The following is a 24253-nucleotide window of genomic DNA, read 5'->3' as shown; positions in this document are numbered from 1 at the left end:
CCCGCGAAGTTTTTAAGTGGCCCACCCCGGTTTTCGTTTTTGCACAAAGGCCATGGTCCCCTCGACACCTTCAACCCCGGTCACCGCTTCGCTGAACCACTCGGCCGCTTGATCCAACAATTCATCGGATGGCTGTCCGGCACTCGCCAACAGCAATTTTTTGGTCAACGCATTCGCCCCCGGTGCGCAGCACAACACATGCGCCAATACTTCTTCGAGGCGTTCGGCCAAGGCTTGCGCGTCATGCTCGACAAAATGCACCAAGCCCATGCGCCGTGCCTGGGTGCCATCGAAGCGTGCCGCCGTCAGGGCCAGTCTGCGTGCCTGGGTCAGGCCGATGCGCTGGACCACGAATGGCGCAATCTGTGCCGGCAACAGACCGAGGCTGGTTTCCGGCAAACCGAATTGCGCCTGATGATCGGCCAGCGCGACATCGCTGACACAGGCCAGGCCAAACCCACCGCCGAGCACCGCGCCTTGCAGCACCGTGATCACCACTTGCGGCGCGTGTTGCACCTCTTGCAGCAACGCACCGAACGCCCGGTTCAAGTCGCGATAGGCTTCCGGACCTTGAGCGCGGGCATTGGCCATGTCCTTGATGTCGCCGCCGGCACAGAAATGCCCACCGGCACCGCTGATCACCAAGGCCCGCACGGCCCGGTCGTCATGCACTGCCACCAGCACCGCGCGCAGTTCGGCGACCATCTGCAAGCTCATGGCGTTGCGGCTTTCTGGACGGTTGAGGGTAATGTGCAGCACGCCGTTGTGCCGTTCGAGCAGCAGCGTCTGGCAATCCGGCAAGCTGCTCATTTCTTTTTCCCCGGCAGGATGCCCATGAGTTTGCAGATGATCCCCAGCATGATTTCGTCGGCGCCGCCGCCAATCGACACCAGCCGCACATCGCGATACGCGCGGGCCACCGGGTTGTCCCACATGAAACCCATTCCGCCCCAATATTGCAGGCAACTGTCGCTGACTTCCCGGCCGAGGCGCCCGGCCTTGAGTTTGGCCATCGACGCCAGGCGCGTGACGTCCTGGCCTTTGATGTACTGCTCGGTGGCCTGGTAGACCAGCGCCCGAAGGCATTCGATTTCGGTTTGCAGTTCCGCCAGGCGGAAATGAATCACCTGGTTGTCGATCAGCGCATTGCCGAATGTCTTGCGCTCCTTACAGTACTCGATGGTGCTGTCGATGCAGTATTCCAGGCCCTTGATCATGTTCGCCGCACCGAACAAACGCTCCTCCTGGAACTGCAACATCTGCATCATGAACCCCGCGCCTTCGTGACCGATGCGGTTGCGCTGCGGGACCCGCACGTTGTCGAAAAACACCTGGGCGGTTTCCGAGCTGCGCATGCCGAGCTTGTCCAGGTGCGAACTCAGGCTGATGCCGGGCGTGTTCATCGGCACCATGATCAGCGACTTGTTGACGTGGGGTTTGTCGTCCGAGGTGTTGGCCAGCAGGCAGATGAAATCCGCGCTCGGCGAGTTGGTGATCCACATCTTGCTGCCGTTGATCACGTAGTCGTCGCCGTCCTTGCGGGCGGTGGTTTTCAGCCCGGCGACATCGGAACCGGCGCCGACTTCCGAGACGCCGATGCAGCCGACCTGCTCGCCAGTGATCGCGGGTCGCAGAAACTCTTCACGCAATTCATCGGAGCCGAAGCGGGCGAGGGCCGGGGTGCACATATCGGTCTGCACGCCGATGGACATCGGGATCCCGCCGCAATGAATGGTGCCGAACTCTTCGGCGGCGACGATCGAATAGCTGTAGTCGAGGCCCATGCCGCCGAATTTTTCCGGTTTGGAAATCCCCAGCAAACCGAGGTCGCCAGCCTTGCGGAAAATCTCATGGATCGGAAAGCGCCCGGCCTTTTCCCACTCCTCGACGTGAGGATTGATCTCGTGATCGACGAACTGGCGAACAGTGCGGCGCAGTGCTTCGTGTTCCTGGGTGAAGATCATTTTTATTGTTCTCCTGAGCGCCGCTAGAAGCGGGCGACACCAAAACTGTTGGCTTGCAGCGGCCGAACCTCGGCCTCATGGCAGATATCCAGCAAATACCCGAGCAACGTCCGGGTGTCCCGCGGATCGATCAACCCGTCGTCCCACAAACTGGCGCTGCCATAAATCGCGGTGGACTGGCTGTCGAGTTTCTGCGCGGTGACCTGCTCCAGCATGTCGAGCATTTTCGGGTCCGGGACCAAACCGTCCTTGAGCTGTTTGGCCTCGGTGACGATCCGCAACACCTTGCCGGCCTGTGCGCCACCCATGACGGCGGTGCGGCTGTTGGGCCAGGCGAAGATGAAGCGCGGGTCGAGTCCGCGACCGCACATCGCGTAATTGCCAGCGCCATAGGAACCGCCGACGACGATGGTCAGTTTCGGCACTCGGGCATTCGCCACTGCCTGGATCATCTTCGCGCCGTGCTTGATCACGCCTTGCTGTTCCGATTCGGTGCCGACCATGAACCCGGTGGTGTTGTGGAAAAACAGCAGCGGCGTCTGGCTCTGGTCGCACAACTGAATGAACTGCGCAGCCTTGCTCGCGCCCTTGGGCGTGATCGGGCCGTTGTTGCCGATGAAGCCACAGGCGCGACCCTGGATTTTCAGGTGGCCGCAAATCGTCTGCTGATCGAACTCGCCCTTGAATTCAAGGAAGTTCGACGCGTCGGCAATCCGCGCAATGATTTCGCGCACGTCGTAGGGTTTTTTCGGATCGTCCGGAATCAGGCCGAGCAATTCGTCGATGGGGTAGAGCGGTTCCTTCCACTGCGGCTCGGGTAGCCACGGCAACTGCTCGTTCCACGACAACAGGCTGACAATCTCGCGCACCAGGCGCACGCCGTCAGCATCGTTTTCGGCCAGGTATTCGGCGGTGCCGGCGGTTTGTGCGTGCATCTCCGCGCCGCCCAGTTCTTCATCGGTGGCGACTTCGCCAGTGGCAGCTTTCAATAGCGGCGGACCAGCGAGAAACAGCTTGGCCTTGCCGCGCACCACCACCACGTAATCCGACAAGCCCGGTTGATACGCGCCGCCCGCAGTGGCCGAGCCATGGACCACAGTGATCTGTGGCAAACCCATGGCCGACATTCGCGCCTGATTGGCAAAGCTGCGCGCACCTTCGATGAAAATCTCGGCGGCGTAATTGAGGTTGGCGCCGCCGCTCTCGGCCAGGGTGATCACCGGCAGTTTGTTTTCCATGGCGATCTGTTGCAGGCGCAGGGATTTTTTCAACCCACTGGGGGAAATGGTTCCGCCCTTGATCGCACTGTTGTTCGCCACCACCAGCACGCGTACGCCGGACACATAACCGATCCCGGCAATCAAGCCGCCGCCGGCGGAACTGCCGTCCTTGTCGTCGTGCAATTTATAGCCGGCCAGGCTCGCCAGTTCGAGGAACGGCGCGCCGGGGTCGAGCAGCAGGTTAAGACGTTCACGGGGCAGCAGTTGGCCGCGCTTGTCGAATTTGGCCTTGGCTTCGGCGGCCTTGTTCAGCAGGTTCTGTTCGAGCTGGCGGACGTGCTCGATGCCCACCAGCATCGCCGCGCGGTTTTGCGCGAACTGTTCACTGAAAGGGTCGATCTGGGACTCGATCACCGGCATGGCTTATTCCTTGTCCTTGAGCACTTCGGGCCGCAGTACATCGGGTAAATAGGCGCGGTGGAAACCGTTGTACGATTCGCTGTTCTGCGCCTTGTGAATTGGCCACGCGCGACCGCCAAGGCTCGCCGCGCCGTCGATACGCAACGTGCTGCCGCTGACAAACGCTGCCGCTGGACTGAGCAAAAACACAATCGCCGCACTGACTTCCGATTCGGTGCCGATCCGCTTGAGCGGCACATGTTCGCGCAGGGTCGGGATTACCGCTTTGAATGCACCTTCGTAGGTGTCCATGCCGCTGGACGCAATCCAGCCCGGCGCCACGGCGTTGACCCGCACCCCGGCGTAACCCCATTCGAACGCCGCAGTCTTGGTCAGGTTGTCCATGCCCGAGCGCGACGCCCCCGAATGGCCCATGCCGGGCATGCCGCCCCACATGTCGGCGAGCATGTTGACGATCGCCCCACCGTGTTTGCTCATGGATTGGTTGAACACTTCCCGGGCCATCAGGAAGCCGCCCACCAGGTTGGTGCGCATCACGGTTTCGAATCCTTTCTGGTTGATCGAGGCCAGTGGTGACGGGAATTGTCCGCCGGCATTGTTGACCAGGCCGTGGATCGGACCGAACAGGCGGATCAACTCGCTGACCAGATGCTTGACCGCTTCTTCCTCGCGAATATCGCAGGTCTTCCAGTCAGCCTTGCCGCCGTCCTCGGCAATCTCGGTGGCGACGTTTCTCAATTTGTCGGCGTTGCGCCCCACCAGCAGCACATGGGCGCCTAGGGCCGCCAGTTCGTGGGCGGTACAACGGCCGATGCCGCTGCCGCCGCCAGTGACAATAATGGTTTGGCCGGCGAACAGATCGGGTTTGAAAATCGAGTCGTAAGCCATGGCAGCGGTCCTCTAGTTGACCTGGTCGGCGATGCGCTGGGGCACCGGAATCTGGATCTCCAGCAGTTGCTGGGCGAAGGCCTTGCCTTGCGGATCGATCCGCAGGCTCGCCACGCCGCCACCGCCGAGGGCGTTTTCCAGCAGGAAATTCAAGCTGTGGGTGCCGGGCAAATACCAGCGCTCGACACGCCCGTGGACCGGATCAAGCAGATGGCTCATCCAGTCGACGATCACCTCCGGCGTCAGCGCTTCGGCAATCCATGGCAGGAACTGCGGATCCCGCGCCATGACCCCGATGTTGCTGTGGTTGCCCTTGTCGCCGGAGCGGGCCACCGCGAGTTTGATCAGCGCGACACTGGCGTCGGCGCGCTCGGTGGGTTTGGGTGGCTCGAACGGCACGGGCAAATCAGCGGGGTCGAGCGCATCGAGGGCGGGCAGGGCACAAGGGTGGCGTTGACCCTTGAGATCAATCTCCAGCGTGCAGGCGGTTTTGTCGATCAGGAACGAGAACAGCCGGATCAGCGGATACACCGTCGGCCGGCCGCCAACGATTCCGGTCAATCCCGGTGCCATGCCGGTGGCGGCCTGGGCGATTTCCCGGGAGAACACGATCAACGCCTGTTTGCTCGGGTGGCGCACGGCGAGTTTGATCACCACTTCGCGGCTGTCCTGGCGCTGGCCGTGGGGGCCGTAGGTGGCCTCGCTGCCGAGCAGTTCGATGTTGACTTCGCTGTAGGGCGCCCAGCCGCGCTGGCTGAAAATCTCCGACGTCTTGTTGATGATCGCCTCGCTGACCCGCCGCGCCTTGTCCACCGCATCGATACCGGCGATCAGGCAACTGGCGGTGCAGCGAAAACCGTCCGGGTAAGTCGCGCTGACCTTGTATTGATCCGTCGGAGGCAGGCCTTTGGCGCCGTGCACCTGCACCGCGTTTTTGCCCTGTTGCTGAAGTTTGACCTGACTGAAATCGCAGACCACGTCCGGCAGCAGATAGGCTCGCGGGTCGCCGATTTCATAGAGCATCTGCTCGCCGACGGTCAGCGGCGTGACCAGCCCACCGGAGCCTTCGGGCTTGCTGACGATGAACTGGCTGTCGGCGCTGACTTCGACGATGGGAAAACCGATGTGCTCGTAGTCGGGCACCTCGCGCCAGTCGGTGAAGTTGCCGCCGGTGCACTGCGCGCCACACTCGATGATGTGCCCGGCCAGCGCGGCCTGGGCCAGTTTGTCGTAGTCGTGCCACGACCAGCCGAATTCATGCACCAGTGCGGCGCTGACCACGGCGCTGTCGACCACCCGTCCGGTTATCACGATGTCGGCCCCCAGACGCATAGCTTCAACGATGCCCGGTGCGCCGAGGTACGCATTGGTCGACACGCACATCGGTGGCAATGGCGCACCGCTGAACATTTCGCGAATGCCCTGGCTGCTGAGCTGTTTGAACTGCGGTTGCAGGTCATCGCCCAGCAGCACGGCGATCTTCAGCGCCACACCGGCCTTGTCGCACGCCGCTTGCAGGGCGGCGGCGCAGGCTTGCGGGTTAACCCCGCCGGCGTTGCTGATGACGCGGATCTTCTGTTCGGCGAGTTGCGGCAACAGGGGGCTGAGCACTTCGATGAAGTCGCTGGCATAGCCGGCCTCGGGATCCTTCATCCGTGCGCCGGCCATGATCGACATGGTGATCTCGGCCAGGTAATCGAACACCAGATAGTCCAGGCGCCCGCCTTGCACCAGTTGCGCGGCGGCGGTCGAGGTGTCGCCCCAGAAGGCACTGGCGCAACCGATGCGGATTGTTTTTGGCACAGTCAACTCCATGCTCAGCTCCGACAGAAGTGCTCCGAGACTACCAAGCAAGCGCTTGGTTTGTAAATGTCGAAAATATCTTCTACCCGAGCGCTTGCTTGGTCGCCCCGGCCAGCTTAAATTGCCCGCGCAACCCCGCTGATTTAGCGGCGAGCGGCGCATCTGACTGAACGACTGTAGGAGAGAACGGGTGGACGAGCAAAAAGCCCTGAGGGTGATGCGCGAATTGGTCGACAACGGCCAATTGACCGACCCGGACAGCGCTCGCGGCAAACTGCTGCAGGTGGCGGCTCATCTGTTCCGCAATAAAGGCTATGAACGCACCACGGTGCGGGATCTGGCCAGCGCGGTGGGCATTCAGTCGGGCAGTATTTTTCATCACTTCAAAAGCAAGGATGAGATCCTGCGCGCAGTGATGGAAGAAACCATTCGCTACAACACCGCGTTGATGCAGGCGGCTTTGGCCGAGGCCACCAACGTGCGCGAGCGGGTGCTGGCGCTGATTCGTTGCGAATTGCAGTCGATCATGGGCGGCAGCGGCGAAGCCATGGCGGTGCTGGTGTATGAATGGCGTTCGTTGTCCGCGGAAGGGCAAGTCCACGTGCTGGCCCTGCGCGACATTTATGAAGAGATTTGGCTGCAAGTGTTGGGCGAAGCCAAGGACGCCGGGTTTATTCGCGGCGATGTGTTCATCACCCGGCGTTTCCTGACGGGCGCCTTGTCCTGGACCACCACCTGGTTTCGCGCAGGCGGCAGCATGAGCCTCGATCAATTGGCCGATGAGGCGTTGATTCTGGTGCTGGAAGAACGGCAGTAAGACGTCTATCTCGACGATAAACTGGCTAAGTAGGCGAAACCGCCTAGCTTGAATGGATTGATGCGTATTTTTTCGGGGAGTGGTTTGTTTTGATGTCTTCGCCAAGTTGGACGGTCTCGCGGCTTTTGCTGGCGGCATTCGCGGCGCTATGGGTATTACCGTCCCAGGCGGCGCAACAGGTGCGTGTCGGCGCCGCGCATTTCCCGCCTTACACTGTGCGCCCGGAATCAGGTGCCGACACCGGTCTGTTGCCGCAATTGGTCGAAGCCCTGAATCAATTGCAAACCGATTATCAGTTCGTGCTGGTGCCCACTTCTATTCCCCGGCGTTTCGGTGATTTCAAGCAGGGCCGGGTGGACATGGCGATCTTCGAGAACCCGGATTGGGGCTGGAAGGAAATTCCGCACACCACGGTCGACATGGGCCTGGAAGACGCCGAGATTTTTGTCGCGCAACGTAAACCCGATCGTCAGCAGAGTTACTTTGCCGACCTCACGGGCAAGCGTCTCGCACTGTTCAGTGGCTATCACTACGAATTCGCCAACTTCAACGCCGACCCGAAATTCCTCGCGCAGAATTACAACGCCACGCTGACCTATTCCCATGACAGCAACCTGCTGATGGTGCTGCGTGATCGCGCGGACATTGCCCTGGTCACGCGCTCTTACCTGAGCGATTACCTGCTGCGTAACGAAAAAGTCGCCGATGAATTGCTGGTGTCCCAGCGCATCGATCAGGTCTATCACCACTACGCGCTGCTCAGCCCGAGCGCGCCGATCAGTGGCCCTGCGTTCAGCCAGTTGCTGCAAGGCTTGCGCGACAACGGCCAGATGCTGAAGATTTTCGAGCCGTACAAGATCGCCGTGGTGCCGGTGCCCAAGCCCTGACCGCTTATCTAAAGAAGCGGGTTTTTGCCACTGACCTGTCAGATCTGACAGTAGAAAGTCCGCGAGCCAAACGTTTAGATGGCCTCCTGTCGTCAGCTCTATTACTGGGCTGACTTTGTCGAGAGGTCCTTGTCATGGCACAACCCGTCTTCGTCAATCTGAAATGTGTTCCATCAATCAACGTTGCGCATACCCCTGATAATCGTCTCAGCGTAAGGCCCGCCGAAGATGCAGATGAGGGCATTGCGGTGCGCGTTGAACCGTGGCCGTTCATGGCGCCGTCCAACACGGCAACGCTGCATGTTTGCGGGACACACTATGACGATAGCCCCTTCATGTTGCGCGTGGCGTATGCGGAGCCGGTCACTGAAGTCGAAGTCTACGAGGGTTGGCAGCGAACGATCCCTTGGGATGAGCTCGGTGATCTGCGGCATGGCAGTTCACTGGTATTTATTTTCCAAGTGGCGTTCGACGATTGCTGCGGCGTCTGCCCGTTGCTGTTTGCGCCGTTGAGTCTGCGGGTGAATGTGCCGTGGCAGGACCTCACAACCTTCACTGATGATTACAACGGCTGGCAGGTCGGGCCGGCGGCTTCCGATCCAAGGGATCTGGTCATTGTCAGAATGCCTGACGGTAATGACGTGCTTCACAACAGGACCCACACGAATACCTCCAACGGCGTGGTTCTATTCAAAACCTATTCCGAATTGCGGGTGGGTGAGCTCTATGAGTTCAGCCTGAGGACTAGTCGATCTGGCATGGCGGGCACAAAGCCGATTCTCGCGCTTCAAGCCGATGATGTGGTGGTGGCCGGTCCGGAAGAAATCCCCACCACTGATTGGGTGATACTGTGCGGGAGCTTCATCCCGAGCAGTACGACGATGACGTTAAGTATCATCAGCGAAGTCGCCACCGGGGGAGGCAATGATTACTACGTGGACGATATTCTGGTCCGTACGTTGTAGTAGAGGAACTTGCGTCGAAGGGAGACCCGATACGTCTCAACCGCTTTCACACGGTTTGTCGATTATCGGGCCGGCCGGGTGAATGACTTGTTAAATTTCCTTCTCTCGCTTACGTCACTTGTTGAATTGTCGACGATACGTGAGCCCGACCCATGTCCAATCTGAATGACCTGTCTGCCCTGGCCCTGCCGTCAGGGCGCAGTCTTGTAGCCGATGAAACCGAAAACCGGCTGAGCCTCAGCCTGGAAGGGCAGCCGCTGATTCGTTTGCGTCTGTCCTGCGAACCCGGGTTGCACATCGAAGTGGAAGAACGCTTCGGGCTGCCTGCCGGTCAGGCGTTCTGGGCGGCGTGTTATTGGCTGTTTGCGCGTGATCCGGATTGCCAGCGCCTGACTTGGCGCCTCGGCGAAGCGCCGACCGAAGCCTTGCTCAGCGGTTTGCTGATCCCGACCGAAAAACTCGGTGAGTACCGTTGCGAGCGCACGCTGTTCTGGCAGTTGCCGCAGCCGTGGCTGGGGGAGTCGCTGACGGGCATTTATCCACAGCAAATGGTCATCAGTGCCGGCAAGCGCCATCCGTTGCGCCCGGCCAAACCTCGCGGTGAAGTCTATCGACGTTTCGACGCACGCCTCGGTACGTGGATTTCCTTGCGCACGGTAGAAATCGAACAGGACCTGCCGCGCTTCAATCGCTGGCAGAACAGCCCGCGAGTCGCGAGTTTCTGGGAAGAGCAGGGCAGCCTCGAGAAGCATCGCGAGTACTTGACCAAGCTCGACGCCGATCCGCACACCCTGACGCTGATCGGTTGTTTCGATGATCAGCCGTTCGCCTATTTTGAAGCCTACTGGGCCAAGGAAGATCGCATCGCGCCGTTCTATGACGCCGGCGATTACGACCGTGGCATTCACATGTTGGTGGGGGAGGAGGCGCATCGTGGCCCGCACAAAGTCGCGAGCTGGTTATCGGCGCTGGTGCATTACCTGTTTCTGGATGATCCGCGCACCCAGCGCGTAGTCGCCGAGCCTCGCGCCGACAACGCGAAGATGATCGGGCATATGCACAACCAGTGTTTCCACTGCGAGAAAGAGTTCGACTTCCCGCACAAGCGCGCGGCGCTGATGGTGCTGGGGCGTGAGCGGTTTTTTGATCGGTGCAGGTTGGCGTGATGCGTAGGGCTCAAGATTCTTTGCGGTCTTGAGTCAGCCTTCGCGGGCAAGTCGAATCGTCGCACCGCTCGCTCCTACAGGTAATGGCGCGATTGGCGCTAAACCTGTAGGAGCGAGGCTTGCCCGCGAAGCTTTTAACGCCGGGCAAACGTATCCGCCCGACTCCCCGACACCTTGCGGCAGTGCACCAGCGCATCGCGAATCATGAAATTCACCAAGGTCGGCGAGACGCCGAGTTCCTTGGCGATGTCCTTCTGCGGCACGCCGTGCAGGCGGTACATCTCGAAGGCATAACGCGTGCGGCTGGGCAGCTCGGTCAGCGCATCGGCGATGTGTTCCAGGGTCGAGAAATTGATGTGCGAGGTTTCTGGCGAAGCGCCCTGGATCACCACGTTCAGACCTTCCTCTTCAGGGCCCGAATACTTCTGCTCCAGCGCCTGTTTGCGGTAGTGATCGATCGCCAGGTTGCGCACGATCTGGAACAGGTAACTGAGCTGAGCCTTGAATGAAGACGTGATCTGCGGCGCCGATTGCAGCCGGAAAAACGCATCTTGCACCACGTCCTCAGCCCGCGACCGGCAGCCGGTAATGCGGGCTGCAATTTTGACCAGAATCAGTCGGTTGTCGACAAAAGCCTGAAGTAGCGGTGAATCGCACCTGCTTGTGGATACTTGTTCCGTCATGGAAATCACCTTGCTGCAAATAGGGTTGTGGGACGACAAGCGTTTCGGAGCCGTCCTACACATCGAGCGACAAATTATGTTGAATGATAATGATTGTCAATTGAGAAAGAGAATTAATGCTCCACAAAAGTGCAGAGTGCGAACTGCGACACGCTGTCGCGCCCCAGCCTGGTTGCCGTTCAAGGCTGCCGACTAATTATTTCAAGACATCAATCGTTCTCATTGGTGAATGGTTCCGGACACGTCCCGGCCAAAACAGCATTCCCAAGCCTTGCGCGGTCGGCGAAGACCGCGCCCTGCACGCCATTTGTATGAGCGTGACGTAGGAAAACCGATTCCAACTTGTAAGCCGAATTCAGGCAGGAAACCTCATGACCGACGCGTTCGAACTCCCCAGCACACTGGTCCAAGCCCTCCAGCGCCGCGCGGCCCTGACGCCGGATCGCGTGGCTTTGCGTTTTCTCGCCGAAACCCCGGATCAGACGGTGGTACTCAGTTATCAAGAGCTTGATCAGCGCGCCCGCACCATTGCCGGCGCATTGCAGGCTGAAGCAGGATTCGGCGATCGTGCGGTGCTGTTGTTTCCCAGCGGCCCGGATTACGTCGCGGCGTTTTTTGGTTGCCTATATGCCGGTGTCATCGCCGTGCCGGCCTATCCGCCGGAATCGACCAAGCGTCATCATCAGGAACGCCTGCTGTCGATCATCAGCGATGCCGAACCGCGTCTGCTATTGACCAGCGCCGGCCTGCGCGACGCCTTGCTGCAAATTGAGGGCGCGCCGCCGCTGCTTTGCGTCGACACCCTCGACAACGATCTGGCCGAACGCTGGGTCGCGCCGGATCTGGAAGACGACCACATCGCCTTCCTGCAATACACCTCCGGCTCCACCGCGTTGCCCAAAGGCGTGCAAGTCAGCCACGGCAACCTGGTGGCCAACGAACTGTTGATCCGGCACGGCTTCGGCATTGACCTGAACCCGGACGACGTGATCGTCAGTTGGTTGCCGCTGTACCACGACATGGGCCTGATCGGCGGCCTGTTGCAGCCGATTTTCAGCGGCGTGCCGTGCGTGTTGATGTCGCCGGCGTACTTCCTCGGCCGGCCGTTACGCTGGCTCGAAGCGATCAGCGAATACGGCGGCACCATCAGCGGCGGACCAGACTTCGCTTATCGACTGTGCAGCGAACGAGTCAGCGAATCGGCGCTGGAACGCCTCGACCTGAGCGGCTGGCGCGTGGCCTATTCCGGCTCCGAGCCGATTCGTCTCGACACCCTGGAACGTTTCGCCGAGAAATTCGCCCCGTGCGGCTTCACCCCGGACAGCTTCATGGCCTCTTACGGTCTGGCCGAAGCCACGCTGTTCGTGGCCGGCACCCCGCGCGGCCAGGGCATCGGCAATCTGCGCGTGGACGATCAGGCCTTGGCACAAAACCGTGCCGAAGCAGGCGAGGGCGCGGCGATCATGAGTTGCGGCATCAGCCAGCCGGATCACGCGGTGCTGATTATCGATCCGGTTGCTTTGACCGAACTTGCCGACAATGCCGTCGGCGAAGTCTGGGCTGCCGGCCCGAGCATCGCCCACGGTTACTGGCGCAACCCCGAGGCCAGCGCCAAGACTTTCGTCCAGCACGCGGGCCGTACCTGGTTGCGCACCGGCGACCTGGGCTTCAAGCGTGAAGGTGAGTTTTTTATCACCGGGCGCCTGAAAGACATGCTGATCGTGCGCGGCCACAACCTTTATCCACAGGACATTGAGCAAACCGTCGAGCGCGAAGTGGAAGTGGTGCGCAAAGGTCGCGTTGCGGCGTTCGCGGTGAATATCGACGGTCAGGAAGGCATCGGCATCGCGGCGGAAATCAGCCGCAGCGTGCAGAAAATCCTGCCGCCCGACGCACTGATCAAAGCCATCCGCCAAGCGGTGGCCGAGGCGTATCAGGAAGCGCCGAGCGTGGTGGTATTGCTCAATCCCGGCGCGTTGCCAAAGACCTCCAGCGGCAAACTGCAACGTTCGGCGTGCCGCAATCGCCTGGCGGACGGCAGCCTCGACAGCTACGCGCTGTTCCCGTCGGCAGAAGTAGAAAACGAAGCCACGGCGCAATCCGCTTCCGAGCTGCAAAGCCTGATCGCCACAATCTGGTGCGAGCAACTCAACGTCAAACAGGTCAACGCCGACGATCATTTCTTCCTGCTCGGCGGTAACTCCATCGCAGCCACTCAAGTGGTCGCGCGCTTGCGTGAAGAACTCGGCCTGGAGCTGAACCTGCGCCTGCTGTTCGAAGCTCCGACCCTCGGTGCTTTCGCCGAGGCCGTCGCCCGTCTGCAACAGGATGGCGGCCTCGCCCAAGGCGCGATCACAGCGTTGTCGCGCACTGACGCCATGCCGCAATCCCTGGCACAAAACCGTCTGTGGATCACTTGGCAACTCGACCCGCAGAGCAGCGCCTACAACATTCCCGGTGCCCTGCGTTTGCGTGGCGAGCTGGACGAAGACGCACTGCGCGCGAGTTTCCAGCAGTTGATCGAGCGCCACGAATCCCTGCGCACACGCTTCTTCGAACGTGACGGCGTGGCGCTGCAACGGGTCGATGCGGCCAGTGAGTTCAACCTGCAACTGATCGACATCAGCGATTTGCCCGTCGACAAGCGTGAACTGCGCGCGCAACAAATCCGCGAAGACGAAGCCCGTACCCAGTTCGATCTGGAGAAAGGCCCGCTGCTGTGGGTGACGCTGGTGCGCCTCGACGACGAAGACCATCAACTGCTGGTGACGATGCACCACATCATCGCCGACGGCTGGTCGCTGAACGTGTTGATCGACGAGTTCTCGCGGCTGTACGCCGCCGCGTCTCAAGGCCAGAAAGCCACGCTCGCGGCATTGCCGACTCAGTACGCCGATTACGGCAGTTGGCAGCGTCAATGGCTGGCGCAGGGCGAGGGCGAGCGGCAACTGGCCTACTGGAAAAACCAGTTGGGCGATGAGCATCCAGTGCTGAGTCTGGCCACTGACCACCCGCGTTCGGCGCAGCACATCCAAAGCGCCGCGCGCCACAGCGTGCGTTTGGGCGTGAGCCTGAGCGAGGCCATCCGCCAGACTGCCCAGGCGCATGAAGCCACGCCGTTCATGCTCTTGCTCACTGCGTTCCAGAGCCTGTTGCACCGCTACAGCGGCCAGCGTGACATTCGCGTCGGTGTGCCGAACGCCAACCGTCCGCGCCTGGAAACCCAGGGCCTGATCGGCTTCTTTATCAACACCCAAGTGCTGCGCGCCGAGGTCGATTCGCGCCTGCCCTTCGTTGAGTTGTTGGCACAAACCCGCCAAGCCGCGCTCGGCGCCCAGGCTCATCAGGATCTGCCGTTCGAGCAACTGCTTGAAGCCTTCCCACAGGCTCGCGAATCCGGATTGTTCCAGGTCATGTTCAACCACCAGCAACGGGATCTGAGCGCACTGCGCCGCTTGCCGGGGTTGCTCGCCGAAGAGCTGCCGTGGCACAGCCGCGAAGCCAAGTTCGACCTGCAATTGCACAGCGAAGAAGACCGTAACGGGCGTTTGAGCCTGTCCTTCGATTACGCCAGCGAACTGTTCGACGCCGCGACCATCGAGCGCCTGGCCGAACACTTCACCAACCTGCTGCGCGAGGTTTGCGAACAACCTCAACAAGCCATCGGCGACCTGCCACTGCTGACCTCAAACGAGCACGATCAGCAAGCCGCGTGGAGCGCGGCACCCTGCGCACCGGCCAGCCAATGGCTCCCGGAATTGCTCAACGAACAACTGCGCCAGACCCCGGAGCGCACCGCGCTGATCTGGGACGGTGGCCAACTCGACTTCGCCGAACTGCACGCCCAGGCCAACCGTCTGGCGCATTACCTGCGCGACAAAGGCGTCGGCCCGGATGTGTGCGTGGCCATCGCCGCCGAGCGCTCGCCACAATTGCTGATCGGCTTGCTGGCGATCATCAAGGCTGGCGGCGCCTACGTGCCGCTGGACCCGGATTACCCGGCGGAACGCCTGGCCTACATGCTCAGCGACAGCGGCGTCGAATTGCTCCTGACCCAGACTGTATTGCTCGACCGCTTGCCCGCCACCGACGGCGTCAGCGTGATCGCCATGGACGCGTTGCACCTGGAAAACTGGCCGAGTCAGGCACCGGGTCTGCACCTGCACGGCGACAACCTGGCCTACGTGATTTACACCTCGGGCTCCACTGGCCAGCCGAAAGGCGTCGGCAACACCCACGCGGCCCTCGCCGAACGCCTGCAATGGATGCAGAACACTTACCGCCTGAACGACACCGACGTGCTGATGCAAAAAGCGCCGATCAGTTTCGACGTGTCGGTGTGGGAATGCTTCTGGCCGCTGATCACCGGCGCACGCCTGTTGATCGCCGGCCCCGGCGAACATCGCGATCCTCACCGCATCGCGCAACTGGTCCAGCAATACGGCGTGACCTCATTGCACTTCGTGCCGCCGTTGCTGGCGCTATTCATCGAAGAGCCGCTGACTACCGAATGCACCAGCCTGCGCCGGGTTTTTTCCGGTGGCGAAGCCTTGCCCGCCGAGCTGCGCAACCGTGTGCTGGAGCAACTGCCAGCGGTGCAGCTGCACAACCGCTACGGCCCGACTGAAACCGCGATCAACGTCACCCATTGGCATTGCACCGCGGCGGATGGCGAACGTTCGCCGATTGGCCGGCCGTTGGGCAATGTGATCTGCCGCGTACTCGACAGCGATCTCAATCCTGTCCCGGCCGGTGTGCCGGGTGAACTGTGCATCAGCGGTATCGGTCTGGCCCGGGGGTATCTCGGTCGTCCGTCGCTGACTGCTGAACGCTTCGTGGTCGATCCATTGGGCGAGCAGGGCGCGCGTCTGTACCGCACCGGCGACCGTGCGCGCTGGACCGCCGATGGCGTGATCGAATACCTCGGACGCCTCGATCAGCAGGTCAAGCTGCGCGGCTTCCGGGTTGAACCGGAAGAAATCCAAGCGCGTTTGCTGGCCCAGGATGGCGTCGCCCAAGCCGTGGTGCTGGTGCGCGAAACGGCGTCTGGCGGGCAGTTGATTGGTTACTACACCTCAACGGATTCCTCCGAAGACATTGATGTTCAAACAGCACGCCTGAAAACCGCATTGGCCGCCGAGTTGCCGGAATACATGGTCCCGGCGCAACTGATGCGTCTGGATGAAATGCCCTTGAGCCCAAGCGGCAAGCTCGATCGCCGCGCCTTGCCGGAACCGCAATGGCAGGTGCGCGAACACGTCGAACCGGTCACCGCCCTTGAACAACAAATCGCTGGCATCTGGCGCGAGGTGTTGGGCCAGAAGCAAATCGGCCTGCGCGACGATTTCTTCGCGCTCGGCGGCCATTCGTTGCTGGCCACGCAAATCATCTCCCGCACCCGTCAGGCTTGCGACGTCGAATTGCCGCTGCGTGCGCTGTTCGAAAATAGTGAATTGGGCACGTTCGCCGAACAGGTGCGCTTGATCCAGGCCAGCGGCCACACCAACAAACAACCGCCAATCGAGAAAGTCGACCGCAGCCAAGCGGTGCCGTTGTCCTATTCCCAGCAGCGCATGTGGTTCCTCTGGCAGATGGAGCCGGACAGCCCGGCCTACAACGTCGGCGGCATGGCGCGGCTGCGCGGGGTGCTGGATGTCGGGCGTTTCGAAGCGGCGCTGCAAGCGCTGATCATCCGCCACGAAACCCTGCGCACCACGTTCCCGAGTGTCGACGGTGTGGCCCGGCAACAGGTGCATGCCGACACGGGCATGCGCATGGACTGGAAGGATTTCTCGGCCCTCGACGCCGAACTGCGCGAGCAACGGGTCCAGGCCCTGGCGGATAGCGAAGCGCACACACCGTTCAATCTGGAAACCGGCCCGCTGCTGCGTGCCTGCCTGGTCAAGACTGCCGAGCAGGAGCATTACCTGGTGCTGACCCTGCACCACATTGTCACCGAAGGCTGGGCGATGGACATCTTCGCCCGTGAACTGAGCGCGCTCTACGAAGCCTTCGTCGATGACCGCGAATCGCCGCTGGAAGCGTTGCCGGTGCAGTACCTGGATTACAGCGTCTGGCAGCGTCAGTGGCTTGAATCTGGCGAGCGCCAGCGCCAACTTGACTACTGGACCGCGCAACTCGGCCGCGAACATCCGCTGCTGGAATTGCCCGCCGACCGTCCGCGTCCACCGGTGCAAAGCCATCAGGGCGAACTGTTCCGGTTCGACCTGAGCGATGACCTCGCGGCGCGGGTTCGCGCGTTCAATGCGCAAAACGGTCTGACCCTGTTTATGACCATGACCGCCGCCCTCGCTGTGCTGCTTTACCGCTACAGTGGCCAGACCGATTTGCGCATCGGCGCGCCAGTGGCCAACCGTATTCGTCCGGAAAGCGAAGGGCTGATCGGCGCGTTCCTCAACACCCAGGTGTTGCGTTGCCAACTCGACGGACAGATGTCCGTCGGCGAGTTGTTCGAGCAAGTTCGCCACACCGTGATCGAAGGCCAGTCTCATCAGGACCTGCCATTTGATCATTTGGTCGAAGCCTTGCAGCCACCGCGCAGCGCCGCGTACAACCCGCTGTTCCAGGTGATGTGCAACGTGCAGCGCTGGGAATTCCAGCAGAGCCGCACCCTGGCCGGCATGACCGTCGAATACCTGGCCAACGATGCCCGGGCGACCAAGTTCGACCTCAACCTGGAAGTCACCGACCTCGACCATCGTTTGGGTTGCTGCCTGACCTACAGCACCGACCTGTTCGACGAACCGCGCATCGCACGCATGGCCGGACACTGGCGCAACCTGCTGGAAGCCCTGTTGGCCGATCCGCAGCAACGCCTCAGCGAACTGCCATTGCTGGAAGTCACGGAACAGAAAAACCTGCTGAACAGCCTCGGCATCGAGCCGGGCGAACATCGCCTGGACCAGTGCATTCATCACCTGTTCAGCGAGCAAGCCCTGGCGCGCAAAGATGCGCCGGCCCTGACGTTTGCTGGCGAAACCCTGAGCTACGCCGAACTCGACAGCCGCGCCAATCGCCTGGCCTGGATGCTGCGTGAGCGCGGTGTCGGCCCGCAGGTTCGTGTCGGCCTGGCACTGGAGCGCTCGCTGGAAATGGTCATCGGCCTGCTGGCGATCCTCAAGGCCGGCGGCGCCTACGTGCCGCTGGACCCGGAATACCCGCTGGATCGCCTGCATTACATGATTGAAGACAGCGGCATTGGTCTGCTTCTCAGTGACAAAGCCATGTTCAACGCCCTCGGTGAATTGCCACCGAGTGTGGCGCGCTGGTGCCTGGAAGACGACGCGGCGGAACTGGCCAATTACCCGGCCAGCGAGCTGCCGTTTATCAGCCTGCCGCAGCATCAGGCGTACCTGATTTACACCTCCGGCTCCACCGGCAAACCGAAAGGCGTGGTGGTGTCCCACGGTGAAATCGCCATGCATTGCCAAGCGGTGATCGAGCGTTTTGGCATGCGCCCGGACGACTGCGAACTGCACTTCTATTCGATCAACTTCGACGCCGCCACCGAGCGTCTGTTGGTGCCGTTGTTGAGCGGCGCACAAGTGGTGTTGCGTGCTCAAGGACAATGGGATGCGGAAGAAATCTGCGGTCTGATCCGCCAGCATCAGATCAACATTCTCGGTTTCACCCCGAGCTACGGCAGTCAGTTGGCGCAATGGCTGGCGACTCAGGGCGAAACCCTGCCGGTGCGCATGATCATCACTGGCGGCGAAGCGTTGACCGGCGAACACCTGGCGCGGATTCGCGCGGCGTTCAAACCGAGCCTGTTCTTTAACGCTTACGGCCCGACCGAAACCGTGGTCATGCCGCTGGCCAGTCTGGCGCCGGACGTGTTGGAAGAAGGCCTCGGCAGTGTGCCAATCGGCAGCGTGATCGGCGCCCGCGTGGCGTACATTCTCGACGCCGATTTGGCCCTCGTGCCGCAAGGCGCGACCGGCGAGTTGTACGTCGGCGGCGCCGGCCTGGCCCAGGGTTATCACGAGCGGGCAGGCATGACGGCGGAGCGCTTTGTTGCGGATCCGTTTGCCGACAATGGCGGGCGTATCTATCGCACCGGCGACCTGGTACGTCAGCGCGCCGATGGCTTGGTGGAATACCTCGGGCGCATCGACCATCAAGTGAAAATCCGTGGTTTCCGCATCGAGCTGGGCGAGATTGAAACCCGTCTGCTGGAACACGAATCCATTCGTGAAGCCGTGGTACTGGCGCTGGATGCACCGAGCGGCAAACAACTGGTTGGTTACTTGGTAACTGAGATTGCCGAGCAGGACGATACACAGCAAGCCGCACTGCGCGAAGCGCTCAAGGCGCATCTCAAATCGCAACTGCCGGACTACATGGTGCCGACGCACCTGATCCTGCTGGCGAGCATGCCGCTGACCGCCAACGGCAAACTCGATCGCCGCGCACTGCCGGCGCCGGATCCGGAGCTGAACCGCCAGCACTACGTGGCACCGAGCAATGAGCTTGAGCTGACGTTGGCCGGCATCTGGTGCGAAGTGCTGAACGTCGCGCAAGTTGGCCTCAACGATAACTTCTTCGAACTGGGTGGCGATTCGATTCTGTCGATTCAGGTGGTCAGCCGTGCGCGGCAGCAGCGCATTCACTTCAGCCCACGGGACCTGTTCCAGCACCAGACCGTGCAGACCCTCGCCGCCGTCGCGACCCGCACCGAGCAGGTCACCGCCGAGCAAGGTTTGCTGGTTGGCGAATCGGGTTTGACGCCGATCCAGCACTGGTTCTTCGACACTGATATCCCCGAGCGCCAACACTGGAACCAGGCGTTGCTGCTGGAACCGACCGTGGCGCTGGAACCGCATCGTCTGGAGCAAGCGCTGCTGGCGGTGATCGAACAGCACGACGCCTTGCGCCTGCGCTTCACTCAAGTGGACGCGCAATGGCACGCCGCGCACCAGGCGCTGGATGACACTCCGGTGTTGTGGCAGGTCCGCGTTGCGTCCATGGACAAGTGCAGTGCGCTGTTCGCCGATGCCCAGCGCAGTCTCGACCTCGAACAAGGCCCGCTGCTGCGTGCCTTGCTGGTCGATGGTCCCGAAGGCCAGCAACGCCTGTTCATCGCCATTCACCACTTGGTGGTAGACGGTGTTTCGTGGCGGGTTTTGCTGGACGATCTGCAAACGGTCTACCGTCAACTCGACGCGCAACAGTCGGTGAAACTGCCGGCGAAAACCAGCGCCTTCAAGGACTGGGCGGAACGCTTGCAGGCCTATGCCGGCAGCGAATCCCTGCGCGAAGAACTGGACTGGTGGCAATCACAACTGGCTGGACCAAGCGTCGAACTGCCATGTGATCGTCCACAAGGTGGCCAGCAAAATCGTCACGCGCAAACCGTCAGCGTGCGCCTGGATGCCGAGCGCACCCGGCAATTGCTGCAACAGGCGCCGGCCGCGTATCGCACTCAGGTCAACGATCTTCTGTTGACCGCGTTGGCTAGGGTTATGTGCCGTTGGAGCGGTCACGAATCGGCATTGATTCAACTCGAAGGTCACGGCCGCGAAACCCTGTTCGACGAGATCGACCTGACCCGCACTGTGGGCTGGTTCACCAGCGCTTATCCGCTGCGACTGATCCCGGCGCTGGAGCAGGGCGACTCGATCAAGGCGATCAAGGAACAACTGCGCGCTGTGCCGCACAAAGGCCTGGGTTATGGCGTGCTGCGTTACCTCGCCGACGACCTGTGCCGCCAGACCATGGCCGCGTTGCCGGTGGCGCCGATCACCTTCAACTACCTCGGCCAATTCGACCAGAGCTTCGGCACAGACGCGTTATTCCGGCCTCTCGATGAGCCAGTCGGCGCGGCCCATGATCCTCACGCGCCGCTGCCAAACGAGCTGAGCGTCGACAGTCAGGTCTACGGTGGTGAACTGGTGCTGCGCTGGACCTTCAGCGCCGAGCGCCATGACCCGCACACCATCAGCGATCTGGCGAATGCCTACCTGGGCGAGTTGCAAAGCCTGATCGAGCATTGCCTGCAGGATGAGGCGGGTGGCCTGACGCCGTCGGACTTCCCACTGGCGCGACTGACTCAGCCGCAACTCGATGCGCTGCCGATTCCGGCTGCCGTGATCGAGGACGTCTACCCGCTGACCCCGATGCAGGAAGGCATGCTGCTGCACACCTTGCTGGAACCGGGCACCGGCCTCTATTACATGCAGGACCGTTATCGCATCAACAGCGAGCTCGACCCCGAGCGTTTCGCCCAGGCCTGGCAAGCGGTGATCGCCCGTCACGAAGCCTTGCGCGCCTCGTTCTGCTGGAACGTCGGCGAAGACATGCTGCAAGTGATCCACAAACCGGGCAGCACGCCGATCGAGTATCTGGACTGGACTGCGGTCGCCGACATCGAGCAAGAACCGAAGCTGCAAGCACTGCTGAAAAGCGAGCGTGAGGCCGGTTTCGATTTGCTCAACCAGGCACCGTTCCACCTGCGCCTGATCAAGGTCGGCGCGGCACGCTACTGGTTCATGATGAGCAACCACCACATCCTGATCGATGCCTGGTGCCGCTCGCTGCTGATGAACGATTTCTTCGAAATCTACATGGCGCTCGGCGAAGGCCGCGACGCGCAATTGGTCGTGCCGCCGCGTTATCGCGACTACATCGGCTGGCTGCAACGCCAGAGCCTGGCCGAAGCGCGGCAGTGGTGGAAAACCAACCTGCAAGGCTTCGAACGGACCACGCCGATCCCGAGTGACCGCCCGTTCCTGCGCGAACACGCCGGCGACAGCGGCGGCATGATCGTTGGCGACCGCTACACCCGACTTGATGCCCGTGACGGCGCGCAATTGCGTGAACTGGCCCAGGCCCATCAGTTGACCATCAACACTTTTGCCCAAGCGGCATGGGCGTTGGTTCTGCGGCGCTTGAGCGGTGATCGCGACGTGCTGTTCGGCGTGACGGTGGCCGGGCGTCCGGTGGAAATGCCGGAGATGCAACGCACGGTCGGGCTGTTTATCAACAGCATCGCGCTGCGGGTGAAAATGCCGGAAGACGATCAGCGAGTCAGCGTGCGCCAGTGGCTGAGCGGTTTGCTCGACAGCAACATGCAACTGCGCGAGTACGAATACCTGCCGCTGGTGACGATCCAGGAAAACAGCGAACTGCCGAAAGGCCAGCCGTTGTTCGACAGCCTGTTCGTGTTCGAAAACGCCCCGGTGGAAGTCTCGGTGCTGGACCGGGCGCAGAGCCTCAACGCCACCTCGGATTCGGGCCGCACCCACACCAACTTCCCGCTGACGGCGGTCTGCTACCCGGGGGATGACCTTGGTTTGCACATCTCCTACGACCAGCGTTATTTCGACGAAACCACGGTCGAGCGCATGCTCGGCGAGTTCAAGCGTCTGCTGCTGGCGCTGGTGCAAGGTTTCCATGGCGACATGGCCGACTTGCCGTTGCTGGGCAGCGAGGAACAGGACTTCCTGGTCGATGGCTGCAACCAGAGCGAACATGAATACCCGCTGGAAAAAAGTTACGTCGAACTGTTCGAAGCCCAGGTCGCGCAGCATCCGCAACGCATCGCGGCGAGTTGCCTCGACCGGCTGCACAGTTACGTCGAGCTGAACCAGCGCAGCAACCGTCTCGGTCATGCGCTGATCGCGGCGGGAGTGCGGCTGGATCAACCGGTGGCGTTGCTCGCCGAACGTAACCTCGATCTGCTGGGCATGATCATCGGCAGTTTCAAGGCCGGTGCCGGTTATTTGCCGCTGGACCCTGGCCTGCCGAGTCAGCGCCTGAGCCGCATCATCGACCTGAGCCGCACGCCGTTGCTGGTCTGCACCGAGGCCTGCCGCGAGCAAGCGCTGGCGTTGCTGGACGAATTCGGCTGCGCCAATCGGCCGAAGTTGCTGGTCTGGGAAGACGTGCAAGCGAGCGATGCGTCGGTGCAAAACCCGGGCATCTACAGCGCCCCGGATAATTTGGCCTACGTGATCTACACCTCGGGCTCCACCGGTTTGCCGAAGGGCGTGATGGTCGAGCAGCGCGGCATGCTGAATAACCAGTTGAGCAAGGTGCCGTATCTGAACCTCAGCGCTAGCGATGTGATCGCGCAAACCGCTTCGCAAAGCTTCGATATTTCGGTCTGGCAGTTCCTCGCCGCGCCGCTGTTCGGCGCGCGGGTGGACATCGTGCCGAATACCATCGCCCACGATCCGCAAGGCTTGCTGGCCCACGTGCAGAACCAAGGCATCACCGTGCTGGAAAGCGTGCCGTCGCTGATCCAGGGCATGCTCGCCCAGGAACGCATGAGCCTCGACGGTCTACGCTGGATGTTGCCGACCGGTGAGGCAATGCCGCCGGAACTGGCGCACCAATGGCTGCTGCGCTACCCGGAGATCGGGTTGGTCAACGCCTATGGTCCGGCGGAATGCTCGGATGACGTGGCATTCTTCCGGGTCGACATGGCCTCGACTCGCGGCAGCTATTTGCCGATCGGTACGCCGACCGACAACAACCGTTTGTACCTGCTCGATGGCGCGCTGGAACTGGTGCCGTTGGGCGCGGTGGGCGAGTTGTGCGTCGCGGGTACGGGCGTCGGTCGCGGTTACGTCAGCGATCCGCTGCGCACCGCCCAGGTGTTCGTGCCGAATCCGTTTGGCGAGCCGGGTGATCGTCTGTATCGCACTGGCGACCTGGCTCGTCGGCGCAATGACGGCGTGCTGGAATACGTCGGCCGCATCGACCATCAGGTGAAGATTCGCGGTTACCGCATTGAGTTGGGGGAAATCGAGGCGCGTCTGCACGAGCAACCGGAAGTCCGCGACGGCGCGGTAGGTGTGCAGGAAGGTGTGAACGGCAAACATCTGGTCGGCTATCTGGTGGCGGCGGATTCGGCGCTTAACCCGAGCGAACGTCTGGAGCGGATCAAGCAACGCCTGCGCGCCGAATTGCCGGAATACATGGTGCCGCTGCACTGGTTGTGGCTCGACAAGTTGCCGTTGAATGCCAACGGCAAACTCGATCGTAAGGCGCTGCCGGCGCTGGAGATTGGCCAGTTGCAGAGCCAGGATTACCAGGCGCCGCGCAATGAACTGGAGCAGACCCTGGCAGATATCTGGGCCGAGGTGCTGAAGGTCGAGAAGGTCGGTATTCGCGACAACTTCTTTGAACTGGGCGGCCATTCGCTGCTGGCGACACAGATTGCTTCGCGGGTACAGAAATCGCTGCAACGGGACGTGCCGTTGCGGGCGATGTTCGAGTGCAGCACGGTGGAGGAATTGGCCGAGTACATCGACGGGTTGGCGGCGAATGACATGACCGAGGAGAAGGTGGATCGGTTGAATGATCTGATGGCGGAGTTGGAGGGGCTTTGATTCTCCAGTGTCAGTGAGGGCCTCTTCGCGGGCAAGCCTCGCTCCTACAGGAGATTTACGTATCCCTGTAGGAGCGAGGCTTGCC

At 61.5% G+C, this 24253-nt stretch carries 11 protein-coding genes; 5 read left to right on the top strand and 6 right to left on the bottom strand.

Going from position 1 to position 24253, the window contains the following annotated elements; all coding sequences use genetic code 11:
- Positions 1-12: 12 nt before the first annotated feature.
- Genes ACIOYV_RS10640 through ACIOYV_RS10620 form a run of 5 tightly spaced genes read right to left on the bottom strand, consistent with a single transcriptional unit; the run spans position 13 to position 6295 of the window.
- Positions 13-810 carry an enoyl-CoA hydratase/isomerase family protein gene (locus tag ACIOYV_RS10640; protein WP_401323516.1) on the bottom strand — a complete coding sequence of 266 codons (798 nt, stop codon included), beginning with the start codon at positions 808-810 and terminating at the stop codon, positions 13-15.
- Complete coding sequence (atuD, locus tag ACIOYV_RS10635) at positions 807-1964, bottom strand: citronellyl-CoA dehydrogenase (protein ID WP_265039968.1); 1158 nt, start codon at positions 1962-1964, stop codon at positions 807-809. Before atuD ends, ACIOYV_RS10640 begins: the two co-directional genes overlap by 4 nt.
- A gap of 23 nt (positions 1965-1987) precedes the next feature.
- Positions 1988-3604, bottom strand: a complete 1617-nt coding sequence (atuC, locus tag ACIOYV_RS10630) for a geranyl-CoA carboxylase subunit beta (protein WP_401323514.1) — start codon at positions 3602-3604, stop codon at positions 1988-1990.
- A 3-nt stretch (positions 3605-3607) separates the two neighbouring features.
- Entirely contained in the window at positions 3608-4492 is an 885-nt protein-coding gene (locus ACIOYV_RS10625) for an SDR family oxidoreductase (protein ID WP_054052121.1), read from the bottom strand.
- A gap of 12 nt (positions 4493-4504) precedes the next feature.
- The gene (locus tag ACIOYV_RS10620; protein WP_401323513.1) at positions 4505-6295 is read right to left on the bottom strand and encodes an acyclic terpene utilization AtuA family protein; all 1791 of its coding nucleotides are present in this window, start codon (positions 6293-6295) and stop codon (positions 4505-4507) included.
- A gap of 190 nt (positions 6296-6485) precedes the next feature.
- Here ACIOYV_RS10620 and ACIOYV_RS10615 point away from each other — a divergent pair, with 190 nt between their 5' ends.
- The 4 genes from ACIOYV_RS10615 (at position 6486) to ACIOYV_RS10600 (ending at position 10130) form a co-directional block, all read left to right on the top strand.
- Positions 6486-7112, top strand: a complete 627-nt coding sequence (locus ACIOYV_RS10615) for a TetR/AcrR family transcriptional regulator (RefSeq protein WP_401323512.1) — start codon at positions 6486-6488, stop codon at positions 7110-7112.
- Between the two features lie 92 nt (positions 7113-7204).
- Positions 7205-7999 carry a substrate-binding periplasmic protein gene (locus ACIOYV_RS10610; protein ID WP_401323510.1) on the top strand — a complete coding sequence of 265 codons (795 nt, stop codon included), beginning with the start codon at positions 7205-7207 and terminating at the stop codon, positions 7997-7999.
- Between the two features lie 134 nt (positions 8000-8133).
- Complete coding sequence (locus ACIOYV_RS10605) at positions 8134-8964, top strand: sugar-binding protein (RefSeq protein WP_401323508.1); 831 nt, start codon at positions 8134-8136, stop codon at positions 8962-8964.
- Positions 8965-9116: 152 nt separating this feature from the next.
- Positions 9117-10130, top strand: a complete 1014-nt coding sequence (locus tag ACIOYV_RS10600; protein WP_401323506.1) for a GNAT family N-acetyltransferase — start codon at positions 9117-9119, stop codon at positions 10128-10130.
- A gap of 134 nt (positions 10131-10264) precedes the next feature.
- Here the strand turns inward: ACIOYV_RS10600 and ACIOYV_RS10595 are convergent, their stop codons facing one another.
- Complete coding sequence (locus ACIOYV_RS10595; protein WP_054614033.1) at positions 10265-10813, bottom strand: RNA polymerase factor sigma-70; 549 nt, start codon at positions 10811-10813, stop codon at positions 10265-10267.
- 371 nt (positions 10814-11184) lie between these two features.
- Between ACIOYV_RS10595 and ACIOYV_RS10590 the strand changes: the two genes are divergently transcribed.
- Positions 11185-24168 (top strand): non-ribosomal peptide synthetase, encoded by a 12984-nt coding sequence (locus ACIOYV_RS10590; RefSeq protein ID WP_401323504.1) that lies wholly within the window; start codon positions 11185-11187, stop codon positions 24166-24168.
- The last annotated feature ends 85 nt before the right edge of the window (positions 24169-24253 follow it).

The organism is Pseudomonas sp. NPDC087342, assembly GCF_044744265.1.
GTDB lineage: Bacteria > Pseudomonadota > Gammaproteobacteria > Pseudomonadales > Pseudomonadaceae > Aquipseudomonas > Aquipseudomonas nunensis.
Note: the sequence above shows the minus strand (reverse complement) of the source record. Positions and strands in the feature narration are given on the sequence as shown.

What these genes read in the sequence shown, in the direction of transcription:
- ACIOYV_RS10640 (WP_401323516.1), bottom strand. Translation starts at nt 810, where the DNA reads ATGAGCAGCTTGCCGGATTGCCAGACGCTGCTGCTCGAACGGCACAAC.
- atuD (WP_265039968.1), bottom strand. Translation starts at nt 1,964, where the DNA reads ATGATCTTCACCCAGGAACACGAAGCACTGCGCCGCACTGTTCGCCAG.
- atuC (WP_401323514.1), bottom strand. Translation starts at nt 3,604, where the DNA reads ATGCCGGTGATCGAGTCCCAGATCGACCCTTTCAGTGAACAGTTCGCG.
- ACIOYV_RS10625 (WP_054052121.1), bottom strand. Translation starts at nt 4,492, where the DNA reads ATGGCTTACGACTCGATTTTCAAACCCGATCTGTTCGCCGGCCAAACC.
- ACIOYV_RS10610 (WP_401323510.1), top strand. Translation starts at nt 7,205, where the DNA reads ATGTCTTCGCCAAGTTGGACGGTCTCGCGGCTTTTGCTGGCGGCATTC.
- ACIOYV_RS10605 (WP_401323508.1), top strand. Translation starts at nt 8,134, where the DNA reads ATGGCACAACCCGTCTTCGTCAATCTGAAATGTGTTCCATCAATCAAC.
- ACIOYV_RS10600 (WP_401323506.1), top strand. Translation starts at nt 9,117, where the DNA reads ATGTCCAATCTGAATGACCTGTCTGCCCTGGCCCTGCCGTCAGGGCGC.
- ACIOYV_RS10595 (WP_054614033.1), bottom strand. Translation starts at nt 10,813, where the DNA reads ATGACGGAACAAGTATCCACAAGCAGGTGCGATTCACCGCTACTTCAG.
- ACIOYV_RS10590 (WP_401323504.1), top strand. Translation starts at nt 11,185, where the DNA reads ATGACCGACGCGTTCGAACTCCCCAGCACACTGGTCCAAGCCCTCCAG.